Source organism: Thalassotalea sp. 273M-4 (genome assembly GCF_041410465.1).
GTDB lineage: Bacteria > Pseudomonadota > Gammaproteobacteria > Enterobacterales > Alteromonadaceae > Thalassotalea_A > Thalassotalea_A aquiviva.
This window is the reverse complement of record NZ_CP166961.1, coordinates 1,858,515-1,883,418: the sequence shown is the minus strand read 5'-3', so window position 1 is coordinate 1,883,418 and position 24,904 is coordinate 1,858,515. Positions and strand designations below refer to the sequence as shown.

Genomic DNA, 24,904 nt, shown 5'->3' with positions numbered 1-24,904 from the left:
CTGTGATGATTTAAACATGTGCAGCAGCGCATGATAACAGCAGCTGTGATAACGCCAATGTTCACTTTGTCGTTATCTAATAACCTGAGGCAAGATATGGCAACACGCATCGGTGTGTATTTATTTACCAATGATTTAAGAACGTATGATAACCTGTTGCTCGCAAAGGCAAGCCAAGAGGTCGATCATCTTATATGTGTATATTGCATGGTGCCGATGTCACCATTTATTAAGCACTTTTCATTGCAAACCGACTTTGGAACCAGCCGATTACAATTTTCAAAGCAATGCTTACATCAGTTAAACGCAGCCCTCAACCGTCTTGGTAACAAACTCTATGTTTGCCCAGATCTACCGACAAGAACGTTAGAGAAAATATTGTCGCAATATCAAATTACCGACTTTTACTGCACTGCCCATAGCGGCTGGGATGAAAGGTCAAGCGTTGATTATATTGAGCAAAACCATCCTAATATTCACATTCATTTGGCATCATTAACGAGCTTGTTCAAGCAGCAACAACTCCCGTTTAAAGCTCAAGATTTGCCGAAGACTTTTAGCCAATTTAGAAAACAACTTGAGATCCTTTTACCAACTATCCTAAGGACTTCTGAATTAGCGTATTCGTCTTTATTTTCACCTCTTGAGCAGGCATTGCCTAAATCTTTACCGGTGCAATTAAAGCAAGTTGAACTAAGTATAACCAAAGCCAAGCCGCTTAACTTTCAAGGAGGGGAACAAGCGGGTATAGAGCACTTACAGGGCTATTTTGCCAGCAACCATGCTAGCCGCTACAAGCAAACCCGCAATCAACTTGACGGCATGAGTTATTCGACTAAGTTTTCACCTTGGCTTGCACACGGTTGTATATCGCCAAAGCAAGTGTATTGGCTGCTCAAGCAATATGAGCAAGATAATGGCGCAAACGACTCCACCTACTGGATTTTGTTTGAGCTTCTGTGGCGAGAATATTTTTATTGGTATGCCATTGCGTATGGGCGCAAATTATTCAAATTTTCGGGGATTGCAAAGACAAGGCCTTTAACCAGCTTTTATGCGCAACGTTTTGTTATGTGGAGCCAGGGGCAAACCTCATATCCATTAGTAAACGCGTTTATGAACCAACTAAATAGGACAGGTTTTATGTCTAACCGTGGGCGACAAATTGTGGCGAGTTGCCTTATTCACGAATACCAACTGGACTGGCGCTATGGCGCCGCGTATTTTGAAAGCCAACTGATTGATTACGATGTGGCATCAAATTGGGGAAACTGGCAATACATAGCTGGTGTGGGTGCTGACCCGCGTGGCGGCAGGCACTTTAATTTAAACAAACAACAGCAAATGTACGATTCCAATAGCACCTTCATCAATAAATGGCAGGGCAATTGTCACCACCAAGGGCGCGAACATATTGACCTTGTCGACTGGCCTATATCAGCAAAGCAGTTGAGTCTGGACTTAGAATGAAATACAAAACCTTACGCTTAATTTTAGGCGATCAGCTCAATGGCGAACACAGTTGGTTTAGTCAAGTTGACGACAACGTACTCTACCTTAGCGCCGAGCTTAAACAAGAAAATACTTATGTCAGTCACCATATTCAAAAAGTATGTGCTTTTTTTACCGCGATGGCACAATTTGCCAAAGAACAACAAGACAAAGGTCATCATTATGTGCACCTAACACTTGATGATACCGAGCCATTTGCAGACTTAAATGCACTTATCTGTCATTATGCTGGCAAAGTGGATGCGCAAAACTTTCAATATCAGCGTCCAGACGAGTTTCGATTGGCTGAACAGTTACGAGCTCTTACTTTAGAAAATACCCAAGTTCAGCAAGTTGAGAGCGAGCATTTTCTCCTGCCCTTTGCCGATATAGCAAAAGAGTTTCGACCTGGCAAACACGTCAAAATGGAATTCTTTTATCGTCGGATGAGAAAGCGTTTTGAGGTGTTGGTAGAAGACGGTAAACCAGTAGGCGGTAAATGGAATTTTGACAGCGCCAATAGAAACAAGCTAAAACCTGTCGACCTAGATGCCTTACCAGGGCCCTTGTTATTTAGTCACAATATCAGCGCCATTAAAGACCGGTTAAAAAGGCATAATATTAAGACCATTGGCAAGGTGAGTGAAAGTTTAATCTGGCCGACAACGCGCAACGAAAGCCTGGAACTTTTACACCATTTTTGTCAGCTTTGTTTACCTTGTTTTGGGCGCTTTCAGGATGCGATGACCGCAAACAGTAAGGCAAAATGGAGCTTGTATCACAGCCGATTATCGTTCTCATTAAATGCTAAACTTATACACCCTTGGCAAGTGATTGATGCCGCGCTTGCTGAGTTTAAGCGTAATGAGTCAATCGATATTGCTCAGGTTGAGGGCTTTATAAGGCAAATATTAGGCTGGCGCGAGTACATAAGAGCCGTTTATTGGGCCAACATGCCAGCTTATGCGAAGAAAAATTATTTTAAAGCGAACAATTCATTGCCTGAATTTTTTTGGCATGGAAAAACCAATATGCATTGTGTCCAACAAGCGATTACCCAATCTCTTGATTATGCATACTCGCATCATATTCAACGTTTGATGATCACCGGCAATTTTTCCTTACTTACCGCGATAGATCCTAAACAGGTTGATGCTTGGTACCTTGGTATTTACGTCGATGCCATTGAATGGGTTGAAATGCCTAATACCCGAGGTATGGCACTGTTTGCCGATGGGGGGATTGTCGGTACTAAGCCTTATGCCGCCAGCGGTTCGTATATTAATAAAATGAGTGATTATTGTAAACGTTGTCATTATGACGTAAAACAACGAACAGGCGATAAATCCTGTCCATTTAACAGCTTATATTGGCACTTTATGAATAAGCACCGTAAGCAACTTGATGTCAATCCAAGGGTAGGGATGATTTATCGTACTTGGGATAAAATGGAAAAATCAATCCAAGATCAAATCATTAAAACCGCAAAAGTCTATCTAAATGATCTTAATAGGCTGTAGAACATTTGCATATAGTTCAAGATAGGATGCGCAGCTTTGCTAACATTGCTCTGTTTATGTTCAGTGAAAACTTGAGCTAAAATCAAGCAACAACACTTCTGCATTGCTACTTGATTTTATATGAAAGTTAAATCACGTTGATGTTGATTTACTGTTTTTGAAAAAACGGGTAATCGGTTAACCCTTTTTCATCGCCACCAAATAATGTCTGTGGATTGTGTTGTGCTAATGGGTAGCCATGTAAAATACGCTCTGGTAAGTCGGGATTAGCCACAAACGGTCGACCAAAACCTATCATATCTGCTAAACCTTGCAAAACAGCATCTGTCGCTTTATTAGCATCATAACGACCTGCATAAATAATCACCCCATCAAATGCTGCCCGAATAGCGTGTTTGAACTCGATGGGGGTGTTAGGAGCATCCTCCCAGTCTACTTCAGCAATATGTAAATAAACGATGTTATGTTTATTTAATAAGGCTGCCGCTGCGGTATAGGTTTCAACTGGGTTGTCATCTACTGTACCGTTTAAAGACGTAAATGGTGCAAGACGCACACCCACTTTATCGGCGCCAATGGCATCGACCATAGCGGTTACCACTTGGTCTAAAAATCGTAAGCGATTTTCAACACTGCCACCGTATTCATCTGTGCGGTTGTTGGCTTGTGAATCAATAAATTGATTGACTAAATAACCATTAGCTGCGTGTAACTCAACCCCATCAAAGCCTGCGTTTATGGCATTTAACGCCGCTTGACGATACTGGTCGATAACCTCGTTAATATCGTCTTTACTCATTTCACGGGGCTCAACTACATCAACAAAGCCTGGCTCATCAGTGCCGTTGTCGATAAAAACTTTGACCCCTTCGGCTTTTATCGCAGAAGAGGAAATAGGTTGTTCACCACCAATATTGTCTGGGTGGGTCACTCGGCCAACATGCCATAATTGCGCGAAAATAGTGCCACCTTGAGCGTGCACAGCCGTTGTAACTTTTTGCCAACCAGCGATTTGTTGGTCACTGTAGATACCCGGTGTCCAAGCATACCCTTGGCCCATTGGTGAAATTTGCGTACCCTCAGCTATCATTAAGCCAGCCGATGCTCGTTGAGCATAATAAGTTGCCATCATTTCGTTTGCGATATTACCAGGTTGTGAAGCACGAGATCGGGTCATAGGTGGTAATACAATGCGATTCTTTAGGGTGATATTGCCTAATTTTACCGGGTTAAATAATACATTTTTCATCATTTATGCCTTTAAATTAATCTTCTTGAATCAGTTCAATCTGGTAACCGTCTGGATCTTTAATAAATGCAATATGAGTACGCCCGCCTTTTAAAGGACCTGGTTCGCGAGTCACCTTGCCACCTAAAGCTTTGATCTGATCACAAGTTGTATAAATGTCGGCAACGCCTAACGCAACATGACCAAAAGCATTACCCATGTCGTATTGTGTCGTATCCCAGTTATAGGTTAACTCGATGGTTGAAGCACCTTCTTGATCGTCGTAACCAACAAACACAAGAGTGTATTTATACTGTGGATTGTCAAAGCGACTTAACTCTTTCATGCCCAAAACTTGGGTATAAAACGCAATCGATTTATCCAAGTCCGTGACTCGGATCATGGTGTGTAAAATTTTCATAAGTGACCTTATTAAAAGGGGGTCTAATGACCATACATAGCAATACTCGTATTGAATTGCTTGCAAAAGAATGAGGACAGTTTAATGATAAATTAAGGTAATAAGAAATTATTAAAACTTATTACCTTAATAATTTTACGTTATTGATTAAGGTGGGCACTAACCTTTCTATGTACTTTTGTTGGGTTATCACAATAATCACTAACCGTTCGCCCACTTTGTTGATGACTCTCTCGTTGCACTTTGAATAGCGTAGGGCATTTGCTATTGGTAAAATTGCCAATAATACTTGGTAGATAGTTTGGCATAAAACTTGGTTAGACCAATTTTCTAAACAGCCTTAAAAACCAAAGGGCTGAAGGTATAAAAGCGCAGATGAGAAGCCATATTTTCCAACTTACTGTTTTGCTGATACTGACATTTAATTCAGCTCTGATTTTTGCTCAACAATCGCCTGATGTAGAAGAGTACAGTAAGTATGTAAATATTACGTTTGAAATACATGGCTTAGGTCAGTCGGTTGAGTTACTGCAACAATCCTCACAATCACTGGCGATAGCAATGAAAAATTTAGAAAACAATAAGTCCAATTTCAGCTCTGAAGACTTAAAGCGCATCGAAATTATTGCTAGCAAGATGGAATTGATGTCCAAAAATATTGACCAAACAGTACAAGATGCCAATGGGTTAATTAAAAATGCTAAAGACCCTACGGTTGAACTCGTATCTAGTGTGATCGCCGAAACCAAGCGCCAAGCAATAGACCCCATCATGACCTCGATGCAAACAACGGCCCTAGAGTCGGTTGATAATATTAAGTGGGCTTTAATTTGGGTAGGCGGGGTGTTCTGTTGTATCTTGATTATTTTTACTCTTATTATGGTGAATACTTTAAATAAGCTACATAAGATAATGACCATTGCACAAGGTGCAATGCAACAAGGGGAATTTGTTTTTCGTTTGAAAGAAGATCCAGAACAACAAAAACGATCCTAATGTTTCTTCACTAGACGGTCTTAATTGGCCATTGTAAGTTGGTCTAATTGACAAAGCTTATGCCGACAGACTCAATGCCTTCATAAGCTAAGTTTTAACATTAATGACGACTCGCTTTAGCCGTTATCAAAAAGTTCGTTTATAACTAACACCCAAATACGTATTGTTGTAATTGTTATCAATGGTGCCAGGCAACAGTATCAAAGGTAATGTCGCGACATCGGCGTTGTGATAAAAATAATCGGCGTCGTTGTTACGCTCATAAATCAGCTGGGCTTTAACACTTTGCTGTGCTGAAATGACATAATCTATATACATGTCGACCCTGTGTTGAGTGTAATCGCTATCAGGGTATGTAGAATAGTCTTGATTGCGCTTTTGGGTGATTGATTGCGCTACATTTCCTTTGCTGTACTGATAATCAAGCCCTAGGCTAAGAACATCGTCAATTAAGGCTGGAAATTCAACGCTAAAGCCAAACTGGTCGGTATCATTGCTGGTTTGACCATACCAATTAGCTTGGCTTAAGTTGTCACTGCCTGCTTCCTCATAGCTGATTTTTTGAATTGCATAATAGACATGCCAATCTAACAATTCTGTAAAACCATTAACCGATAATTCGGCCCCTTTATCCTCGCCTTTTTGTAAACCAATTTGGGTGTCTTTGTAGTCGTCTTGCGCATAAAAGCTTGATAGCTCAAGTGTAATCCCAGAGTCAAAGCTATAACCAAGCCAAGAATTCACTTGATGTCGATGTTTGTTGGCCAAATTAAAACGGCGCAACTTTTGATTTTGCGCGCTTGTGGTGTAGGGACTGTCTTTAAATGAAGAGCCATCACGCAGGCTAAAAGCATAGTCTAGGGTAAGATCAAATTGGTCAAAGAACGTTTCTTTAACACTGACAGTGTAGGTTTGCTGGTCAATTTGATCGCGCATTTGGTTCGGCCGATCTTTATTTTCAAAAGCCGCAGACACACTCACATTGGCCCAATCCAAATGCTTAAACTGAGAGCTTAGTTTGATCTTTGCATCACGATAGTCATATAAACGGTTATATTTTTCACCAACTTGAATTCGCTGAGAGTTATTATTTCGTTCTCTATAACTGGCATTGGCACTGAGTTTTAGATCGCGAGAATAACGATGAGATACGTTCAATTTAACATTGGTTTGTTGTATCTCACCATCAAGGCTATCGTGCGAAGGCGCCAAAGTGGTGGTTAAGAATGGCATATCCTGCTCAGTAAGAGCATACTGTCCAGCAAAATAGTATACGGTTTTTTGATCACGATAACGAAGCTTTAAAGCCAATTGATGGTATTCATTATCAGGGGCTAAGGCGGTAAATTTCGATGTCAAATCAAATGGATTTTGCCAATTTACTTGAGTGTACTCGTTGTCAAAATCGATGTAGTCATAAGAAATATCGGTAAGCAGATTGTTATCAAAGTAGCTTAAACCCGTTGATACCCTTGTTGTGGTGTAGTCTATGGGATTGAACAAGGTTGTTACCGAATAATTGGCTAACGCTGACAATAGATGTTTACCTTCTTTCTCTTCTTGGCTGACATTAAGCCTAGGTCGCCAAGGAGAATGACTTTGATAACGGTAACTGGCTTGAAGCGTTTTGCGCATGGATTCTAAGTTAATATGATTTAAGGCATCATTTAGGCCCGTCATATTTTGTGTATTATAGGCTGGTTGCCAGTTAGAGGGTAAACCCTGAGTGTTACTCATCCTGATAAAAGGCGTTTGCCCTGAGTTACCATAATAACGAGGGAGTTCATCGTAGCTGATCTCAAATTTAGACCCCGCATAATAGCCTAAGCGCAATCCGGTATTTAAACCTGGATTATCGCGGTCACCATCAAGACCTAAAAACCAAAATTGTGCGTATTTATCCGGTTTTTTATAGTTAAGTCGAATACCTGTATCAACATTAAAGTCGGAATTAAGGTCAATGATGTTGTTAAACACGGGTTCATCATTGGTAATATAACCTGCACCTAAGCGCCATTCACCAGACCATGTTGCAGGGGTAATACAGTATTCACATTGCCATTTTTTGGTTTTTACTTTACTAAGATCAACCTTATCAATGCCAAAGTCAGCGGCTGTACTATGGCAAGCAATTAATATAGATATTGTCAAAAAAGAAAGTGATGTTTTCATAATGTCTATGCTCGTTTTATTTGCTGAACAAATCACCCGTCGGGTGATTAGAGCCATGAATTTGGTTATGACAATTCAAACACGATTTACCTTGCACTCGCACTCCAACGGCTTCAACATACGCCGCACTGGTGTGGCCCACAGAAGAATGGCATTGCTGGCAAAGTTGCGGTACTCGACGTTTTAATAGCATCGCATTGTTGGCACCATGGGGTTCATGACAATTGCTGCAATCTTCAATCACAGGTTCATGCTCCCATAAGAATGGGCCTCGCTTTTCGCTATGACACTCTATACAACTGTCATTTACTGTGGCGGCGATTAATGAAGCATCATTTAGGGAGTCATGCGGGTTATGACAATCGCTACAGACTTGTCGATCATTCTTGATGGGATGGGCAGAGCGTTTGTGAATGTCAATTTTTTGCTTGGTATGACAGCTGGTGCATTGCTTATTTTGGCTGGTTTTAACCAGCATAGGATCATGCAGTTCATGTACTTTATGACAATCACTGCAAGCAACATCGTTGTTGTTATGTTCGCTGTTAAACCAGCCCATTTGTTGATGATCGTTTTGATGACAACCTAAACAAACAGAGTTTTTTAACTCGCTGGTGACGTAAGAGTTTTTAGCAAAATCAATCATCGGTTCTCGATCTTGACCTTTTCTTGGACGTTTATCATGTCGCCCTAAAGGGCCATGGCATGACTCACATTGTAATTTGCTAAAAGGGCCAAGTTTATCTGTTAAGCCACCGTGGCGATTAGTGAAGATGCCTGTGCTGTCTATATCCGATTCTTGGTCATGACATTTTAAGCAACTGTCGGCGCCTTTCTTTGAGTAATCACCTTGTTCAAATTTTTCAATCAGCAGCTCTAAACGTTGTTGATCAGTCATTTCGCTGGCGTCGTCATTGGCATATGCCTGAAAGATGACAGCGCAGGCCAATGCCATTAGGAGGATGCCTTGATGTAATGGGGTTAACCAATGCCGAGTTTTCATTTTCCTTTACCCTGTTTTTAAACTGCTAAATTTGGATGCTGTGATTATTGATTTACCAATTGTGTTATTTGCTCGCTGTTATTGGGGTGTTAAGCCATGTTTTACATCAACCCCAACTAAATCGCCCAGCGCATGACAATCACTGCATGTTTCGCTATTTTGTGCAGCTGCCATATTATCGGCACCAAATACCGCATTGCCGATTTGCAACATATGCGCGATTAGGTTTTTTTCATCGTCATTTAGCGCAAACGGTTGACCGTCATTATCTAATAAAGGCTCACCTGCTTGAGTGAGTAATTGCCCTTGGGCAGAGATCAAGCCAGGGCTTACCCGCAGATGACAAGAACTGCACACTACTGTAATAGGACTGGTGTAAACCCTTGGGGCAAAAATGCCAGTGGTTGTGGTGTAAGATGGTCTTGGATTTTGCTGCAATGGCAAGTTGATTTGACTGCGTTGATGACAGGTATCGCAATTACTTAGATTCGCTGGGTAGCCTTCAACGCCATGGCCTCCGTCAGCAAAGGCATTATTTGCGTGTAACTTGTGTACCTGAAATTTTAAATCGCCAGGACGACCGGTATAAAACGATACCCGAGTGGCGTTATGGCAACTACTGCATTGGGTAAAATCTGTCGCCGCATGAGTGTTGGTTTCTTCCATATGCACTTGTAATTCGCCATGGCATTGATTACAGCCATTTATATCGGCGCCTATTTTGGGCTGATAAGTGCTTGATTCGGTTAAGCTGGTTAAATCATAAAAACCGTTTGTGACCATCGAGGGGACCCGTTCTATATCGGCATTGTCATCGCTACAGGTAATAAGAGCACTGGTATTAGAATCAATGCAAACACTTGTGTCTGCAAGCGTCACGCTTAACACCCCAAACGATAAAATCTCTTTATTATTAAGGGTGCTGGTATTCCATGAGCAAACAAACTCTCCAGTTGTATCATTGCTTTTACATTCACTTAATGGCACTTGAGCATCGGTTGGGGCTATATCTCCAAATGGATCGTAAGCGGCCTGATAACCTTGTCCATTGTCCCAGTTAACTAAGACAAGTGGATCGGCCCAAAGGTACGCTGATATTTCGGATAAATCCTTAACTTTGTTCTTGTTATTTAAAATTTCTATCGTGATGTCAATGCTCGGGGACAGACCATCTGTAAAGGCAATGCCTGTAGGCGTAAAGCTTATGGTTTGGGCCGTTTGTTTGTTTTGTTGTACGGTTTGTTGATGAAATTGATTGACCTCTGCCGACTGGCCAACGGCATGGCATGTTGAACAATCTTCTGAGCCAATCTCAAACGCTGCTTGATGCACTTGCATGTACGGGTTGTCTGTCAACATTTGTTGATTAAATGCGATGTTATCGTGACATCCACCACAAGCTTCTATACTGGCAAAAGTCTGCCAGTTATTACCATCGTCGGTTGCTTTAGCGAGAATGGCATCGTCATTGGCTTTGTCTACAATGCCGACATGACATGTTGTGCACTGTCGGATGTCTTGAGGGTAATGTACACCTGAGACAATGCCAGAGTTGTTTTGAGCATACGTATGGGCTCTGTTTCGAAAGCCATAAATGGTGTAGTTTGCGCCATCTCCTTGTGCTTTTATCCCAGCTAAGTTAGCACCCATATGTATTTTATGGATCATGGTACGAAAATCTAATGACTCGTTGCTAATGGGCTCTGTTGAACCAGGATTGTGACAGGTGACGCAGTACTTAGTATCCACGCGATTGCCACCGTGAAAGGCCAGATTTTGATGACACTGATTGCAATTTTCTATTGCGACAATGTTTCTGGTTAATTGGATGGTCTCACCAGATGGTACAAAGTCATAACTGACGTTGTAGGGAGGGGTGTTGTCACTGGCTCTGATCTCAATAACAAGTCGGTGAGTTAAATTTTCCTCAAAGGGAATTTTTTCACCGCTTAGCGGATCCGTTGCATTTAAGACATCGCTTGCAAAAATATATCGGTAAGAGCCATCGTTGTTATCGATAAAAGTGCCATCACGCTCATTGGTTGCTTGAGTGGCAGGCTTTGATTGTGGAAATTGTTCAGTTTCATCTTTAATTCGATTGATATAACTTTGCCATTGAGATGCTCTGCCATTGGCGCCAGGGATTAATTTAGCCAAAATGTAGCGATGATCAGTTAAGCCAGTGACAGGATTTCCATCAGCATTGGTGACGGTATATTCAACGCTAACAGCATCATCAACTTGAACGTTTAAAATTTCAATATTAAACCTTGAAGCAGTGGTTCCTGTGGTTACATTTTCAGTAACACCAGCGTTAGGGGGGCTACTACTATCATCACCCGAGCACGATGTTAATAAACCAACAAAAACCAAGCTTGCGAAAAAGCGACACCCACATTTAACGTGTGTTAGCAACCCGAGTTGTTTATCCATATTCCCACCCTGAACACCTTTTTGACCATACCTAATTAGCTCTAGTCGTTTGCTCTAGCCCTAAATTTTAGCCCTAAACTTTAATTGTGAATGAATCTAAAGTTGTTGTTTTTAAAGGCTTATTTTATTTTGTTGTATTGTATTTTGATACAAACCTTTAAGGTCAACGGCTAAGTCTTTTGCGCTTAAGTCTAGAATGAAATCATCAAATTTAAAGTAATACTAAGTTATTAATACCTGATCAGAGGCTAAAACTTGAACAAAATCAGAAAATTAATTGTGATTTTGACGATTTGTTTGTTCTCGATCAAACTTTTGCTAATGAACAAAGATTAACCATGTTAAAAAGGTTGCGAGTTGTGAACCGCGTTAACTAAACTAGAATTGTCTACTTATTAAGCGCAAACGTTGTGTTTAATTACAGTCAATTTTAAAGGTTAAGGTATGTATATGAACAAATTTCGCATTTTACTTACTGTGGTTTTATTCGGTGTTACTGGGCATCTTCAGGCGTCAATGGAGGATATTATTGCATCGTGCAATGATTGCCATGGACCGGATGGGGTGAGCCAACACTCGGATGTACCAACCATCGCTGGTTATTCTGAAGCTACGATTTATGACATGATGTTTGCTTTTGTTGATCAAACTCGCAAAGAAATCAGTTCAAAATACCGACATGGAGATACCAGCCGGCCAGAAAAATCCATGGTTGCTATCGCTAAAGAGCTAACCGAAGAGCAAATAGAAGCCTTAGCTGTTCATTACAGTCAGTTAGAATTCGTGCCAGCCAAACAAGAGTTTGATGCTGCTTTAGTCTCTGCAGGTGAAAAGTTACACGAGAAACAATGTCAAAAATGTCATGAAGACGGCGGTTCATCTCCAGACGATGATGCGGGCATCCTAGCCGGTCAGTGGTCTGATTACTTAAGACAAGTTTTTACGCATTACCGAAACGATGAACGAGCAAGTGAAGAAGAAATGATCAAAAAGGTTAAGGAATTGTCCGATCAGCAAATTGATTCACTTATTGCCTACTATGCCAGTATGCAGTAACGGCAAGAAAGTTTTTACAGGAACTTATTTTATAGGGACTTAGGTTCCCTAAAAATGAAAGGGAAAACGGTGATTTACTTTGCTCCTATTTGAACCAAAGCATTTCACCTAAATGTAATAGTATTGAGTCGCCCAACTCGTAGTTTTTGATGTCCATGGAGTGACTCTACTTAAGCAGTTTATTTTGCAAGACTATATGTATGTGGGGGAACCATGAAAATAAGAACGAAATGGCGGCAATGTGGCTTAATATTTTTATTAGGCTTAACTCTTGGGACCGTTGGTTGTGACGGCGATGATGGGGCACAAGGCCCAGCAGGGCCAGCAGGCGAACAAGGACCTGCAGGTGAACAAGGACCTGCGGGTCCAACAACGCCATCTGCGACACCCATCCCATCAACTTTAACCGGGGCGTTTACCAATGCCCAGGTTGCTGATGATGGCACCCTAACGGTTACGTTTACTTTAGATGGAGACAAGGCTCCATATTCAGGACTATCAGCCAGCAATGTAAGGTTTACGGTTGCGAAATTAATGCCGGGTGAAAACGGTGATGCCAGTGCATGGCAAAGCTACATTAACAAACTAGAAATAGCACCCGCTAACGATACCGAAAACCCAGATAGACCAGGCCCTGGCACGGTCGATCAAGTACAAGCCACTTATGAAAGCGGTGGTGATTTTGTCGATAATGGTGATGGTAGTTATACCTACACTTTCGCCGCGAATCTAGGCGCAGTTGAAACGCCGCTAGCCGTTAGTTGGGAGCCTGAGCTCACTCACCGCGTCGGTATGCAAATCAGCGGGGGTGGTTATCCGGTGGTAAATGCAACTCATGATTGGCAACCTTCAACCGGTGCTATTGATGGTATTTTTACCCGCAATATGGTCATTGAAGAAAACTGTAATCAATGTCATGGTGAGTTGGCCATTCATGGTGGTGGTCGGGTCGACACCGCATACTGTGTAACGTGTCATAACCCTGGTTCTGTGGATGCCAACAGCGGTAATTCCGTCGACTTTAAAGTGATGGTGCATAAGTTACATATGGGGGCTGACTTACCAAGCTCAAATAATGAAACCCCCGATGACGATTACATCATTTGGGGGTATCGCGATGGTGAGCATAACTACTCTGAGTTGCCATTTCCGCAAGATATACGTAATTGTTCAAAATGTCACAATGAAGAATTGGCCGAAACACCTGATGCACACAATTGGCTAATGGTACCCACCATTATGGCGTGTGGATCTTGTCATGAAAATGTCAATTTTGAAACCGGTGAAAATCACGTCGGTGGTCCACAACTTGACAATGAAAACTGTGTTGTCTGTCATGGCAATGATTCTACTTTAGCCTCGGTTTACGACTCTCACAAAGGCATTAAAATGTCTAATGAAATGGCGGCAGAAACTATAGAGCTTATGCCTGTATCCGTTGCTGATGGGGTGGATAATTCGGTTGATGTCACCATTAAGGTGACCAAAGATGGTGCGCCAGTTGCGGCGATTGCCGATCTTGTGCCGGTATTTAACAACGGTGGCGATGTCTATGTAATGATCAACTGGGATGATGGCACAGGTTATCAAATGGGCTATTCAAACCCTGTTAATTTTACCGCCACTAATGAGCTGAGCCTAGATACTTGTACACCTGCGGCGAATGCCGGTGAATTTGTCTGTAATTGGAGTATCCCTCTTGATGAAGAAGGTAAGCCCCTTAATTTTGGTAATACGTTTGACCGAACCAAGGGTACTTTAGCGGTGACTTTTGCCGATGCTAACGTGTGTGTTACCGGTGGTGAAGTCGTACCGTGTTCAACCGAAGGTGTTGAGTGGTTTAGTGCCAAAGTGAACAAGAGCTTCTTTAGCTTAAGTGATAAGTCAATGGCAACGGATTACGTTGAAAAAGTAGGGGCTGACATGGCAAGTTGTAATAACTGTCATGGTGGTGATGCCTTCCATGCGGGTGGTCGCAATGATCACGCCGCCAAAGATTTCGCTCAGTGTACAAGTTGTCATAACTCAACGAAAGCAGCTTGGTATGCGGGTCGACCAGGTGATTTAAAATCTCATGTGCATACTTTCCATGCCAACAGTGATCAAAACCATGAGGGCTTAGGCGAGTATTTCCCAGATTTGATTCAAGGTGAAGTCAGTGATTGTTTGGCATGTCATGCTGAAGGCCAATACGATTTGGTTAATATGCAAAATGGTGGGCCATCATTAGCAAATGCATCTAAAGCCGCTGACGGCAACTTTGGGTGGGTTAGTGGTACGGCTGTGGCGTGTGCAAGTTGTCACGTTAGCTTGCCTGTTGGTTACATCGATGAAAATGGCCAAGCGAAACTCGATGCTGAAGGTGCACCGTTAGGGGTATTAAATGCACTTGAAAAAGCAACCATTAATCATATGATAGGTAACGGTTCGGTATTTAATGCTAAAACTGAGGCGGATGCCGTCGGCAAAGAAGCGTGTGCAATTTGTCATGCGATTGGCAATGACAAAGGTGTTGATGTTGTTCACAACCTAAGAAAGTAAAGATCAAGCTTTAACGGGCTAAACGACAGCCGTTTTAAAACCACCAAAAGTGTTTCTTTTGGTGGTTTTTATTTTTAATGAGCCTTGATAACCTACCCAAATAGTCGGCTTTGTATCAACGTCAGCATATTCCCTTACCGATGTTCTGTGTTATTCTATTTCCATGTTCAAAGTTTAGTGAAATTATTATGAAATTAAGCCCGTTAGTACAAGAGCTTATAGACAGTTTAAAATGTTTACCTGGGGTTGGGCCTAAATCGGCGCAAAGAATGGCATTTCATCTATTGGAAAGAAACCGAGCCGGCGGTGAAAAACTTGCTACCACGCTCAGTTTGGCGATGGAAGAGGTTGGCCATTGTAAAAGCTGTCGTACATTTACCGAGCTCGAATTATGTGATATCTGCGCTAGCCCTAAGCGCCAGCTAAAGCGTATTTTATGTATTGTAGAATCGCCTGCTGATATATTAGCCATTGAACAAACCGGTGAATTTACTGGCCGCTATTTTGTGTTAATGGGGCATTTGTCACCCATTGATGGCGTCGGTCCTGAAGAGCTCGGCCTAGATAAGCTTGAAATATTGTTAGCCAGTGGCGAATTTGATGAAATGATTTTAGCCACCAATCCAACGGTTGAAGGCGAGGCAACCGCACACTTTATTGCTGAAATGGCGACTAACCATCATATTATGACCTCTCGAATTGCGCACGGCGTGCCAGTTGGAGGTGAATTAGAGTTTGTTGATGGCAATACGCTTTCACATGCGTTTAGTGGTCGAAAGCAGTTCAATTAAGCAAAAACATCGGTTTTTAATGAAATCAGATTTGGCCAAGATAAAAAAAGATAATTTTTTTACCTTGGCCCCTTTAAAACCTTTTCCCCATCCCCACATAGTAATCATACCCAAGCATACCTTGATGTGTGCATTCACCGTTATAAAGTAATACCCAATTTAGGAGATGAATTTTTATGTCTGAGCAAGGCCATAAAGAAGTTCACGGTTTTCAAACAGAAGTGAAACAATTACTACAATTAATGATCCACTCGCTGTATTCAAATAAAGAAATCTTCCTACGTGAGTTGGTTTCTAACGCAGCTGACGCAGCCGACAAGTTACGCTTTAAAGCATTATCGGATGCAAACTTATACGAAGGTGACGGTTCTTTACGCGTTCGTATCCAAGCCGATAAAGAAAATAATACGATCACCATTTCAGATAATGGTATCGGGATGACGCGAGATGATGTGGTGACTCATCTCGGTACCATTGCAAAATCAGGTACGGCGGATTTCTTTTCTCGTTTATCCGGTGATCAAGCCGCTGATTCGCAATTGATTGGTCAATTTGGTGTTGGTTTTTACTCTGCGTTTATCGTTGCAGAAACCGTTGTTGTGCGTTCGCGTGCAGCAGGTGTTAGCGCTGATCAAGCCGTTGAATGGACATCCAAAGGTGAAGGTGACTTTACTGTTGAAAATATTGAAAAAAGCAACCGTGGTACCGACATCATTCTTTTCCTTAAAGACGATGAAAAAGAGTTTCTTGATGACTGGCGCTTAAAGTCTATCGTCACCAAATACTCAGATCACATTTCTATTCCAGTTGAAATGCTTACCCCAGAAGTACCTGAGGTACCTGAGCGTGAAGACGAAAATGGTGAAAAAATTGCTGCCATTGCAGCCAAACCAGCGCAATGGGAAGCGGTAAACAAAGCGGAGGCTCTTTGGACCCGCGAAAAATCCGATGTGAGCGACGAAGAGTATAAAGAATTCTACAAACATGTGTCGCATGATTTTGCTGAACCTTTATTATGGGCTCATAACAAAGTTGAAGGCAGTACCGAGTACACGTCTTTGTTATATGTGCCAACAAAAGCACCGTTTGATTTGTATAACCGCGAGCGTCAACACGGCTTAAAACTTTATGTTCAACGCGTATTTATTATGGATGATGCGGAACAGTTTATGCCAACGTACCTGCGCTTTGTTAAAGGTTTACTTGACTCAAATGACTTACCGCTAAACGTTTCTCGTGAAATTTTACAAGACAATAAAGTAACTCAAGCTATGCGTAAGGGTTGTACTAAACGTGTTTTGTCGATGCTTGATCGTTTAGGCAATAAAGACGCCGAAAAATATCAAATGTTCTGGGACGAATTTGGCCAAGTGCTTAAAGAAGGTCCGTCTGAAGATATGGCTAATAAAGAAGCCATTGCGAAGTTATTGCGTTTTGCATCAACTGAAAATGATTCGTCGCTGCAAAATGTGTCTTTAAAAGACTACATCAGCCGGATGAAAGAAGGTCAGGACAAAATTTACTACGTTGTTGCAGACAGCTTTGAAGCCGCCAAAAACAGCCCGCACTTGGAAGTTTTCCGCAAAAAAGGCATTGAAGTCTTGTTAATGAGTGATCGAATTGATGAATGGTTAATGAGCCATTTAACCGAATTTGACTCGAAACAATTTCAGTCTGTGACTCGTGGAGGTCTTGACTTAGGTGACTTAGACGATGCTGACACCAAAGAAGCGCAGGAAAAACTAGAGAAAGAATTTGATGACGTGCTAAAACGCATTAAAGATGCTTTAGGTGATAAAGTAAAAGACGTGCGTATATCACACCGTTTGACTGACTCACCAGCATGTATCGTTACTGATGAGCATGATATGAGCAGTCAAATGATCAAGTTAATGCAATCAGTTGGTCAGGAAGTTCCTGAAACAAAACCAATTTTTGAAATCAATGCGGAGCATGATTTGATTTCAGTTGTCTCTAACGAGCAAGACGATGCTCGTTTTAATGAGTGGTCAGAAGTGTTGTTTGAACAAGCCATGTTAGCTGAGCGTGGCAGCTTAAAAGACCCTGCAAGTTTTGTCAGTCGCTTAAATAAGTTGATGTTAAGTTTAACTAAATAAGCACGCAAGAAAACAAAAATCGATGGGAGCGCCTATGGTGCTCCCTTTTTTGTTTAACAATCGCTTTTAAGGCTAAACCTTACGCCTTCTCAATATCCTCCTGGAAAGATGTAAATGAATTCAACCCTAAATACCCAGTCAAGTGTGGTTAAAATAGTAAAACAAAATAGCGCATTTTCGCTATTGGTTAATGGCCTTCCTTTTGTGGTCAAAGGGGCAGGGGTTGGTGATACCAGTAAAATAGTCAGTTTAGCCAACGCCGGTGGGAATAGTTTTCGCACATGGAGCACTGACGATGCAGAGCAGCAATTAGCATTAGCCAAAGAACATGGTTTGATGGTGGCGCTTGGGTTTGATTTTGGCAAAGAATTATTTGGTTTTGATTATAATAACGAAGCCGAGGTTAAAGCTCAGTTTGAACGCATTAAAGACGATGTGCAAAAATACAAAAATCACCCTAATTTATTGTGTTGGGTGGTGGCTAACGAGCCTAATCTACTCTTTGATAAGCAAGGCAACCTCGACTTCGTTAATCCAAAAGTGTACGACGCCATTGAACAAGTGGTGCGGTATATTCACCAAAATGATCCGAATCATCCTGTAACCTATACCTTTGCTGGCATTGAACCCGAGCATGTCAAAGTCGCACTAGAGCGTACCCCAAGCATTGATTTTGTTTCCGTTCAAGTATATGGGTTATTAGAGCAGCTGCATCCCTTGTTGCAACAAGCTAAAATAGAGAAACCAGTGATGGTCACCGAATATGGCCCCGTTGGTCATTGGGAAATGCCGGCGACAACATGGGGGCGTGAAATCGAAGAACCGAGTTGGGTTAAAGCGCAGAATTTAAAAACGCGTATTGAGCAAAATATCATTGATGATCCAAGTGGCTTGGTGATTGGTAATTATGTCTTTTATTGGGGGCAAAAACAGGAAAGAACTCCTACTTGGTATGGTATGTTTACCAAAGATAATCTGGCGACCTCATCGGTCGATGTAATGAGTGAAATCTGGACCGAGAAAACACCGCGACATCAAGCCCCAAAAGTCGTTGCTATCACTTTAAATGATCATCACCCTATCGATAGTGTATATTTGATGCCAGCAACTATTAATAGCGCTCAGTTGGTTGTTGATGCGATCAATCTTGAAAACCTAAAGTTTTCTTGGCAATTGCTCAGAGAAGTCGATGAGCGCAGCGATGGCGGTGCCTTTGAAGCTGAGCCACCTAAGCTTGAATTTACCATGCTTAATCAATATCAATCGTCTTTCTTAGCAGGGCGTATTGAGTTTATTTGCCCAAAAGAGCCAGGGGAATATCGCTTATTTGGTTACGTAAAAGATAAAATGGGTAAAGTTGGTTATGCCAATTTTCCTTTTTATGTGTCGCCATCACAATGACTTAAACTTAAAAACCAAAGGTATGTTAGCGTTACAGGTTAAGGTTTAACTATTTTTTATTACGTTTTTTTAAGTGTTTTATTAAGTTTTCGAGTTTTTTTAAATTTTGAGTTTTATTGAACTTCGTTTTATGGTCAAACTGTATGAGCTATGCCAGAGGTAAAAAATAATATGACCAAAGTTGTCGGTTAATTGTAAATCATTCAGGCGATAGCGGTGAATTGTCAGCAAAGATACTTGTTTGAAATTGTGCTAACCAGTATTATATGCAAAATTTTTTATTACGTAATTTACACAAATTTATTTAGGTTTATATATGCGCATTATTTTATTAGGTGCTCCAGGTGCAGGTAAGGGTACCCAAGCTCAATTTTTGATGGAAAAATATTCCATCCCTCAAATCTCTACGGGTGATATGCTTCGAGCTGCCATCAAAGCTGGCACAGAACTTGGTTTAGAAGCTAAAAAAGTGATGGATGCTGGTCAGCTGGTTTCTGATGATTTGATTATTGGCTTGGTAAAAGAGCGTATTTCTCAAGATGATTGTAAAGACGGTTTCTTATTAGATGGTTTCCCAAGAACCATTCCTCAAGCTAACGCGATGAAAGAAAACGGTATCAGTATTGATAACGTTATTGAGTTTGACGTTGCTGATGAGATCATCGTCGAGCGTATGGGCGGTCGTCGTGTTCACCCAGGTTCTGGTCGTGTTTATCATATTGTTTACAATCCACCTAAAGTTGAAGGCAAAGATGATGTAACTGGTGACGACTTGGTGATTCGCCCAGATGATGAAGAATCTACGGTTCGTAAGCGTTTGGCTATTTATCATGAACAAACCAAACCATTAGTCGATTTCTATCAACAAGATGCTCAAGCTGGCAATTGTCAATACATTACGATTGATGGCACCTTACCTGTTGACCAAGTAAGTGAAACGTTAGCTGCTAAGTTAGATTAATAACAAGCTAACCTTATTGGTTACATTACAGATATTAAAACCGGAGCTTGAGCTCCGGTTTTTTGTTTCTATAATGGCTTGATTCTATGGCTACATTTGCGCCAGAATCAACCCCATTCCGGTCATTAAAATAACTAAGAAAGTGCCAAGAGTACCGATAAATCGTTGCCAGCTGACACCCACAGACTTACCAAGACCAACGGCATGTAAGGCTCTAGAGGCGACTAAAACCCCGCCTAAAATGTGAACGTACAATGGATTTAAATAAGCTAATTCAAATAAAATCAATAAAATAAGGGCTACAGGTACGTGTTCAATAAAGTTGCCATGCACACGAATTGCTTTGGCTAATGTTTTATTGCCACCATCACCAATTCCTATTTTTAATGAGCGGCGAAGACCTATCACACGAAATGATAAGCCAAGGTGTAAAATTGCAATAATGCCAGCATAAAAGCCGGTAACAAAAGTAGAATGTTCCATAGTATATACAAAGTTGTGAATTATTTTGTACAGTCTAACCAAGAAACAAGATTATTACTATCAATAGGATAACTAATCAGGGTCTATACTTAATAGCATCGACTTGGCTAAAAGTTTCAAGTATCTTGGTTGTTAAGTCATTTGGATCTTGCAATGAAATACTTTATCTCAATTATTCTAGGAGCTTGTATCTCCTTCTTACTGTTTGCAATTATGGCAACCTTAATTGCGACGGACGAGGTATATATTGAACCACCACCGGATTATCCGATTATTGACATTGTAAAAATTAAAAAAAATGAAAAAATGCGAGAAAAACAACGCATTTTAAATCCACCACCACCACCACCGCCAAAACGCCCAGATGCAAGTGCTAATATTCGTTTCGTTAACAAGCCTGCAAAGAAGGTAAAAGCACATATTGCGGTGCCCGAAATTAAATTCTCCAAATCTCTAGAAGCGCAAAGTTTTGCTATCAATATTATTCCTAACTCTGACGCGACCCCTATTTATCGGGCGCTTCCCAAATTTCCACCTAATGCCGCCGAAAATAACATTACAGGCTGGGTAAAATTAAAATTTTCCATTAGTCGACTTGGCACGGTGGAAGATGTTGAGGTACTGGAATCGTCACCAGAGCTGATATTTGATCAAGCGGCAATCGATGCCTTAAATCGCTGGAAATACAAGGCTAAAATAGTGGATGGCAAAACCGTAAAACAAGAAAGTCTGGTGGTTCGAATTGATTTTAATAAGAAATCACACAGAACGTTATATTAAGTTAATTAAAATAGGCTTGGCTATAAACCTTTAGCCATCCGGCTGTGGTCCCTGTTATTATTGGGTGATATCTCTTTAATCTTAGGTGTATATGTTTAATAACAGCGTTGAAAGCCAGCTATATGATTTTATTAGCCAAGAAATGAAGCAAGATTTAGCCCACGATTTAAATCATGTTTTACGTGTGGTAAAAACAGCAAAACACTTATGTCAGCAAGAGCGATCTGAACCCTTAGTCGTTATCCCCTCAGCATATTTACATGATTGTTTTTCCTTTAGCAAAAATCATCCAAGTAAGCATTTAAGTTCGTTAAATGCAGCCGATAAGGCGATTCGTTTTTTAGAGTCGATTCATTATCCAAGGCAATATTTACCAGAAATCCATCATGCGATTGTCGCTCACAGTTATAGTGCTAACGTTGAAGCTAAAACGTTAGAAGCAAAAATCGTACAAGATGCTGACAGGTTAGATGCCTTAGGCGCGATCGGAATTGCTCGATGTATTCAAGTTAGCGTCAAGCTCAATCGGCCTTTATATAGCGTGCAAGACCCTTTTTGTGATTCGCGAGACCCTGATGATGCGCAATATACTATTGATCATTTTTTTACCAAGTTATTAAAGTTACCCGCATTGATGCATACCAGAGCCGGTAAAAAAGAAGCCAAAAAAAGAGCTGATTGGATGAAAATGTATTTAGCGCAACTACAGGTTGAAGTTGAACCTAGTTAAAACAAAAATATACATCCCCAAGACCATAGAGTAAGGCGTCTTGGGGAATATTATCAATAGTCTTATACAGGGTCACTCGCTTTCAAAAAATCGGTAAACCACTCCAGCTAAGACAGCGCCAACAAGGGGCGCTAACCAGAATAACCACAATTGCGACAAGGCCCAGTCCCCTTGAAATATTGCTACGCCAGTACTTCTTGAAGGATTGACCGACGTATTGGTAACCGGAATACTTATTAAGTGTATTAGCGTTAAAGCTAAACCGATAGCAATAGGAGCAAATCCTTGTGGCGCCCGTTTGTCGGTTGCTCCAAGGATAATCATCACAAAGAAAAAGGTCATAACAATTTCCGTAACGAGCGCGGCCACTAAACCATAGTTCCCTGGCGAGTGTTCGCCATAACCGTTCGATGCAAAACCTGAAGAGGCTTCAAAGCCCATTTGCCCACTGGCGATAACAAACAAAATAGCCGCACCCGCAATACCTCCCGCGACTTGAGCGAGAATATAGGGCGCTATTTCAGTCCCAGAAAATCGACCTCCAGACCATAAACCAAACGACACGGCCGGATTTAAGTGACAGCCAGAAATATGGCCAATGGCGAAGGCCATCGTTAGAACCGTCAAACCAAATGCGAGTGAAACACCTAATAAACCGATGCCAACATCAGGAAAGGCGGCGGCCAGAACCGCACTACCACAACCTCCTAGAACCAGCCAGAAGGTCCCGAGAAATTCAGCTAAAAGTTTTTTTGATAGCGACATTTTTTTCTCCTTGCCAATGATAACAACAGGGGTAATACCTTGAATCGCTCATCCCAAAACTAAGCTCGACCAATGGCACGTTTATTTGTCGTTTACGGGCTCAGATACATGAGATTTCAAGATTTCAACTAAGTGTAAACCACAATGAAAATTTTGGTTGCTTAACAGATGTTTATACACCGATAAAAAGCAGGCGTTATAGGTCAAACGCTTACCCAGAGATTTGGGGGATGGATTGGGGTTTATAATAGGTTAGGGGCTTTTGATGTGCCCCTAATGTTATAACAGGATAGAATTTCAGTGGTTTATTTAGCTTAATACATACCACGTCGGTTTTTTTCTAAAACATCAAAACCTTCATTGCGTAATAAGGCATTAAGACGAATTAATGGCAGTCCAATCAAAGTATTTGGATCATCACCTATCAATCGTTTAAACAAGCAAATACCCAAACCTTCACTTTTAAAGCTACCTGCACAATCAAAAGGTTGCTCAGCCGATACGTAATTTTCAATTTCATCGATGGTTAAGTCTCTAAATACAACTTGAAAGGGTTCAACGATGACTTGCTTATTACCATTGCTGGTATTTAATAAACACAAACCGGTAAGAAAGGTGACGGTTTTGCCACTAAATGAGGTCAATTGTTTGACTGCGTTATTAAAGTTACCCGGTTTACCTAATATATTACCATCGCAAACAGCCACTTGGTCAGAGCCTATAATCAGATGTTCGCTGAATTCTTTAGCGACGGCTTCGGCTTTTTCACTGGCTAGGCGAGCAACTAAGTACTCAGGTAATTCGTTTTCAAGAGGGGTTTCATCAATATCAGGTTTTGCACATTCAAAAGTAAGATTAAACTTTTCCAATAAAGCCTTACGAAATACCGATGTTGAACCTAAAACTAACTTGCTCATGTATGTTTCTCAGTAGATAAAAGTTTAAGCGCCAATATTTGCCTACTTCTTATATAGTGAATTGAAAACAACAAATATCGGGTTTTAAAAACGCAATTAAGGATAGTCTACCCTGATAATCTTTTGGATTGAATGACTTTTTATATTTTTTTCAATTTAATTAATTTAATTATGAATTAATTGCTAAATGTTCCGATAGACAGTATTTTATATAGGGATTCGACAGGCGTGGTATTTAAACCTAAGTTTGTACACAAATAATGCAGTTGTGTTAAAATTTGTCTTAATCTGATGGAATCCATTTATTTAAGTGAATTTTCTTTTGACAGCAGGCCTTACAGCCTTTATTATGCGCGCCTTATGCAGAACCTTAAACTTCCAGTGACAATTGACCCGTACAAAAGTGCCCAACGCAGGTTGGTGTGCGATGGTTTTTTTGAATCTGTTGGATTAAAAAGATTGCTAGATGAGTCTGAAAAGGCCCATGAGCATGTAAATGTAATAATGAAATTCGAAGTTGATGAACAAGGCTTGGTGCTGATCACCGGTGAAGCATCAACCTCAGTCTCATTAATATGTCAGCGTTGTAATCATAGTTATGAGCAGGAATTAGCAGTTAAATTTGCTTTCTCTCCTGTAAAGAACGAAGAAGATGCAGAGCACTTGCCTTCTGATTATGATGCGATTGAACTCGATGAAAATGGTGAAGTAAATTTACGCGATTTAGTGGAAGATGAGTTAATTCTCGCTCTACCGCTAATCCCGAAACATGAACCTAGTGATTGTTCAGGAGACTCTGACAGTTCTTGGGGGAAGTTACCGGATACGCTTGAGAAACCGAATCCATTTGATGTATTGAAACAACTCAAGTAACTTGTGATTTTAGGAGTAAAGTAATGGCCGTACAGAAAAGTAAAAAGTCTCGTTCAAGACGTGGCATGCGCCGTTCACACGATGCGTTAACAGCAGAAAACTTATCAGTAGATAGCGTTTCTGGCGAAACTCATCGTCGTCACCACGTAACAGCCGATGGCTTTTACAAAGGTGTCAAAGTTATCGCTAAATAAGCGGCACAGCTTTGAATAATCTAACCGTCGC

Annotated in this window: 21 protein-coding genes; 13 read left to right on the top strand and 8 right to left on the bottom strand. The window is 41.0% G+C overall.

The window, feature by feature from the left end; translation table 11 throughout:
- Positions 1–30: 30 nt before the first annotated feature.
- Positions 31–1,470: a DASH family cryptochrome gene (locus ACAY00_RS08585; protein WP_371372477.1), complete on the top strand. Its 1,440-nt coding sequence runs from the start codon at positions 31–33 to the stop codon at positions 1,468–1,470.
- Positions 1,467–3,011 carry a cryptochrome/photolyase family protein gene (locus ACAY00_RS08580; RefSeq protein ID WP_371372475.1) on the top strand — a complete coding sequence of 515 codons (1,545 nt, stop codon included), beginning with the start codon at positions 1,467–1,469 and terminating at the stop codon, positions 3,009–3,011. Before ACAY00_RS08585 ends, ACAY00_RS08580 begins: the two co-directional genes overlap by 4 nt.
- Before the next feature lie 148 nt (positions 3,012–3,159).
- On the opposite strand, the gene ACAY00_RS08575 is transcribed toward ACAY00_RS08580, so the two are convergent.
- Both ACAY00_RS08575 and gloA read right to left on the bottom strand, forming a co-directional pair.
- Positions 3,160–4,260, bottom strand: a complete 1,101-nt coding sequence (locus tag ACAY00_RS08575) for an alkene reductase (RefSeq protein ID WP_371379642.1) — start codon at positions 4,258–4,260, stop codon at positions 3,160–3,162.
- 16 nt (positions 4,261–4,276) lie between these two features.
- The gene (gloA, locus tag ACAY00_RS08570; RefSeq protein ID WP_371372473.1) at positions 4,277–4,660 is read right to left on the bottom strand and encodes a lactoylglutathione lyase; all 384 of its coding nucleotides are present in this window, start codon (positions 4,658–4,660) and stop codon (positions 4,277–4,279) included.
- A 375-nt stretch (positions 4,661–5,035) separates the two neighbouring features.
- Here gloA and ACAY00_RS08565 point away from each other — a divergent pair, with 375 nt between their 5' ends.
- Entirely contained in the window at positions 5,036–5,656 is a 621-nt protein-coding gene (locus tag ACAY00_RS08565) for a hypothetical protein (RefSeq protein WP_371372471.1), read from the top strand.
- A gap of 126 nt (positions 5,657–5,782) precedes the next feature.
- Here ACAY00_RS08565 and ACAY00_RS08560 read toward each other — a convergent pair whose 3' ends face one another.
- The 3 genes from ACAY00_RS08560 to ACAY00_RS08550 form a co-directional block, all read right to left on the bottom strand.
- Positions 5,783–7,828 carry an MtrB/PioB family decaheme-associated outer membrane protein gene (locus ACAY00_RS08560; RefSeq protein ID WP_371372469.1) on the bottom strand — a complete coding sequence of 682 codons (2,046 nt, stop codon included), beginning with the start codon at positions 7,826–7,828 and terminating at the stop codon, positions 5,783–5,785.
- 16 nt (positions 7,829–7,844) lie between these two features.
- Positions 7,845–8,831, bottom strand: a complete 987-nt coding sequence (locus tag ACAY00_RS08555) for a DmsE family decaheme c-type cytochrome (RefSeq protein WP_371372468.1) — start codon at positions 8,829–8,831, stop codon at positions 7,845–7,847.
- Positions 8,832–8,909: 78 nt separating this feature from the next.
- The gene (locus ACAY00_RS08550) at positions 8,910–11,264 is read right to left on the bottom strand and encodes an OmcA/MtrC family decaheme c-type cytochrome (RefSeq protein ID WP_371372466.1); all 2,355 of its coding nucleotides are present in this window, start codon (positions 11,262–11,264) and stop codon (positions 8,910–8,912) included.
- Between the two features lie 450 nt (positions 11,265–11,714).
- On the opposite strand from ACAY00_RS08550, the gene ACAY00_RS08545 reads away from it, so the two are divergent.
- The 6 genes from ACAY00_RS08545 (at position 11,715) to adk (ending at position 20,131) form a co-directional block, all read left to right on the top strand.
- On the top strand, positions 11,715–12,320 hold the full coding sequence (locus tag ACAY00_RS08545) for a c-type cytochrome (protein WP_371372464.1): 606 nt from the start codon (positions 11,715–11,717) through the stop codon (positions 12,318–12,320).
- Positions 12,321–12,533: 213 nt separating this feature from the next.
- Positions 12,534–14,861 carry an OmcA/MtrC family decaheme c-type cytochrome gene (locus ACAY00_RS08540; protein WP_371372462.1) on the top strand — a complete coding sequence of 776 codons (2,328 nt, stop codon included), beginning with the start codon at positions 12,534–12,536 and terminating at the stop codon, positions 14,859–14,861.
- 188 nt (positions 14,862–15,049) lie between these two features.
- Complete coding sequence (gene recR / locus ACAY00_RS08535; RefSeq protein ID WP_371372460.1) at positions 15,050–15,652, top strand: recombination mediator RecR; 603 nt, start codon at positions 15,050–15,052, stop codon at positions 15,650–15,652.
- Between the two features lie 176 nt (positions 15,653–15,828).
- The gene (gene htpG, locus ACAY00_RS08530) at positions 15,829–17,769 is read left to right on the top strand and encodes a molecular chaperone HtpG (RefSeq protein WP_371372458.1); all 1,941 of its coding nucleotides are present in this window, start codon (positions 15,829–15,831) and stop codon (positions 17,767–17,769) included.
- A gap of 114 nt (positions 17,770–17,883) precedes the next feature.
- Positions 17,884–19,170, top strand: a complete 1,287-nt coding sequence (locus ACAY00_RS08525; protein ID WP_371372456.1) for a glycoside hydrolase family 2 TIM barrel-domain containing protein — start codon at positions 17,884–17,886, stop codon at positions 19,168–19,170.
- Positions 19,171–19,486: 316 nt separating this feature from the next.
- Complete coding sequence (gene adk / locus ACAY00_RS08520; protein WP_371372454.1) at positions 19,487–20,131, top strand: adenylate kinase; 645 nt, start codon at positions 19,487–19,489, stop codon at positions 20,129–20,131.
- Between the two features lie 90 nt (positions 20,132–20,221).
- Here adk and ACAY00_RS08515 read toward each other — a convergent pair whose 3' ends face one another.
- Positions 20,222–20,614 carry an MAPEG family protein gene (locus ACAY00_RS08515; protein ID WP_371372452.1) on the bottom strand — a complete coding sequence of 131 codons (393 nt, stop codon included), beginning with the start codon at positions 20,612–20,614 and terminating at the stop codon, positions 20,222–20,224.
- Positions 20,615–20,767: 153 nt separating this feature from the next.
- Between ACAY00_RS08515 and ACAY00_RS08510 the strand changes: the two genes are divergently transcribed.
- Both ACAY00_RS08510 and ACAY00_RS08505 read left to right on the top strand, forming a co-directional pair.
- Entirely contained in the window at positions 20,768–21,394 is a 627-nt protein-coding gene (locus tag ACAY00_RS08510) for a TonB family protein (protein WP_371372450.1), read from the top strand.
- A 91-nt stretch (positions 21,395–21,485) separates the two neighbouring features.
- Positions 21,486–22,124, top strand: coding sequence for an HD domain-containing protein (locus ACAY00_RS08505; RefSeq protein ID WP_371372448.1), 639 nt, complete (start codon positions 21,486–21,488; stop codon positions 22,122–22,124).
- 72 nt (positions 22,125–22,196) lie between these two features.
- Here ACAY00_RS08505 and aqpZ read toward each other — a convergent pair whose 3' ends face one another.
- The gene (gene aqpZ / locus ACAY00_RS08500; protein ID WP_371372446.1) at positions 22,197–22,889 is read right to left on the bottom strand and encodes an aquaporin Z; all 693 of its coding nucleotides are present in this window, start codon (positions 22,887–22,889) and stop codon (positions 22,197–22,199) included.
- Between the two features lie 314 nt (positions 22,890–23,203).
- A complete protein-coding gene (locus tag ACAY00_RS08495; RefSeq protein WP_371372444.1) occupies positions 23,204–23,806 on the bottom strand; it encodes a nucleoside triphosphate pyrophosphatase in 603 nt (200 codons plus the stop codon).
- A gap of 360 nt (positions 23,807–24,166) precedes the next feature.
- On the opposite strand from ACAY00_RS08495, the gene yceD reads away from it, so the two are divergent.
- Together yceD and rpmF are read left to right on the top strand one after the other, a co-directional pair.
- On the top strand, positions 24,167–24,679 hold the full coding sequence (yceD, locus tag ACAY00_RS08490; RefSeq protein ID WP_371372442.1) for a 23S rRNA accumulation protein YceD: 513 nt from the start codon (positions 24,167–24,169) through the stop codon (positions 24,677–24,679).
- A gap of 23 nt (positions 24,680–24,702) precedes the next feature.
- A complete protein-coding gene (gene rpmF / locus ACAY00_RS08485; RefSeq protein ID WP_138318033.1) occupies positions 24,703–24,873 on the top strand; it encodes a 50S ribosomal protein L32 in 171 nt (56 codons plus the stop codon).
- The last annotated feature ends 31 nt before the right edge of the window (positions 24,874–24,904 follow it).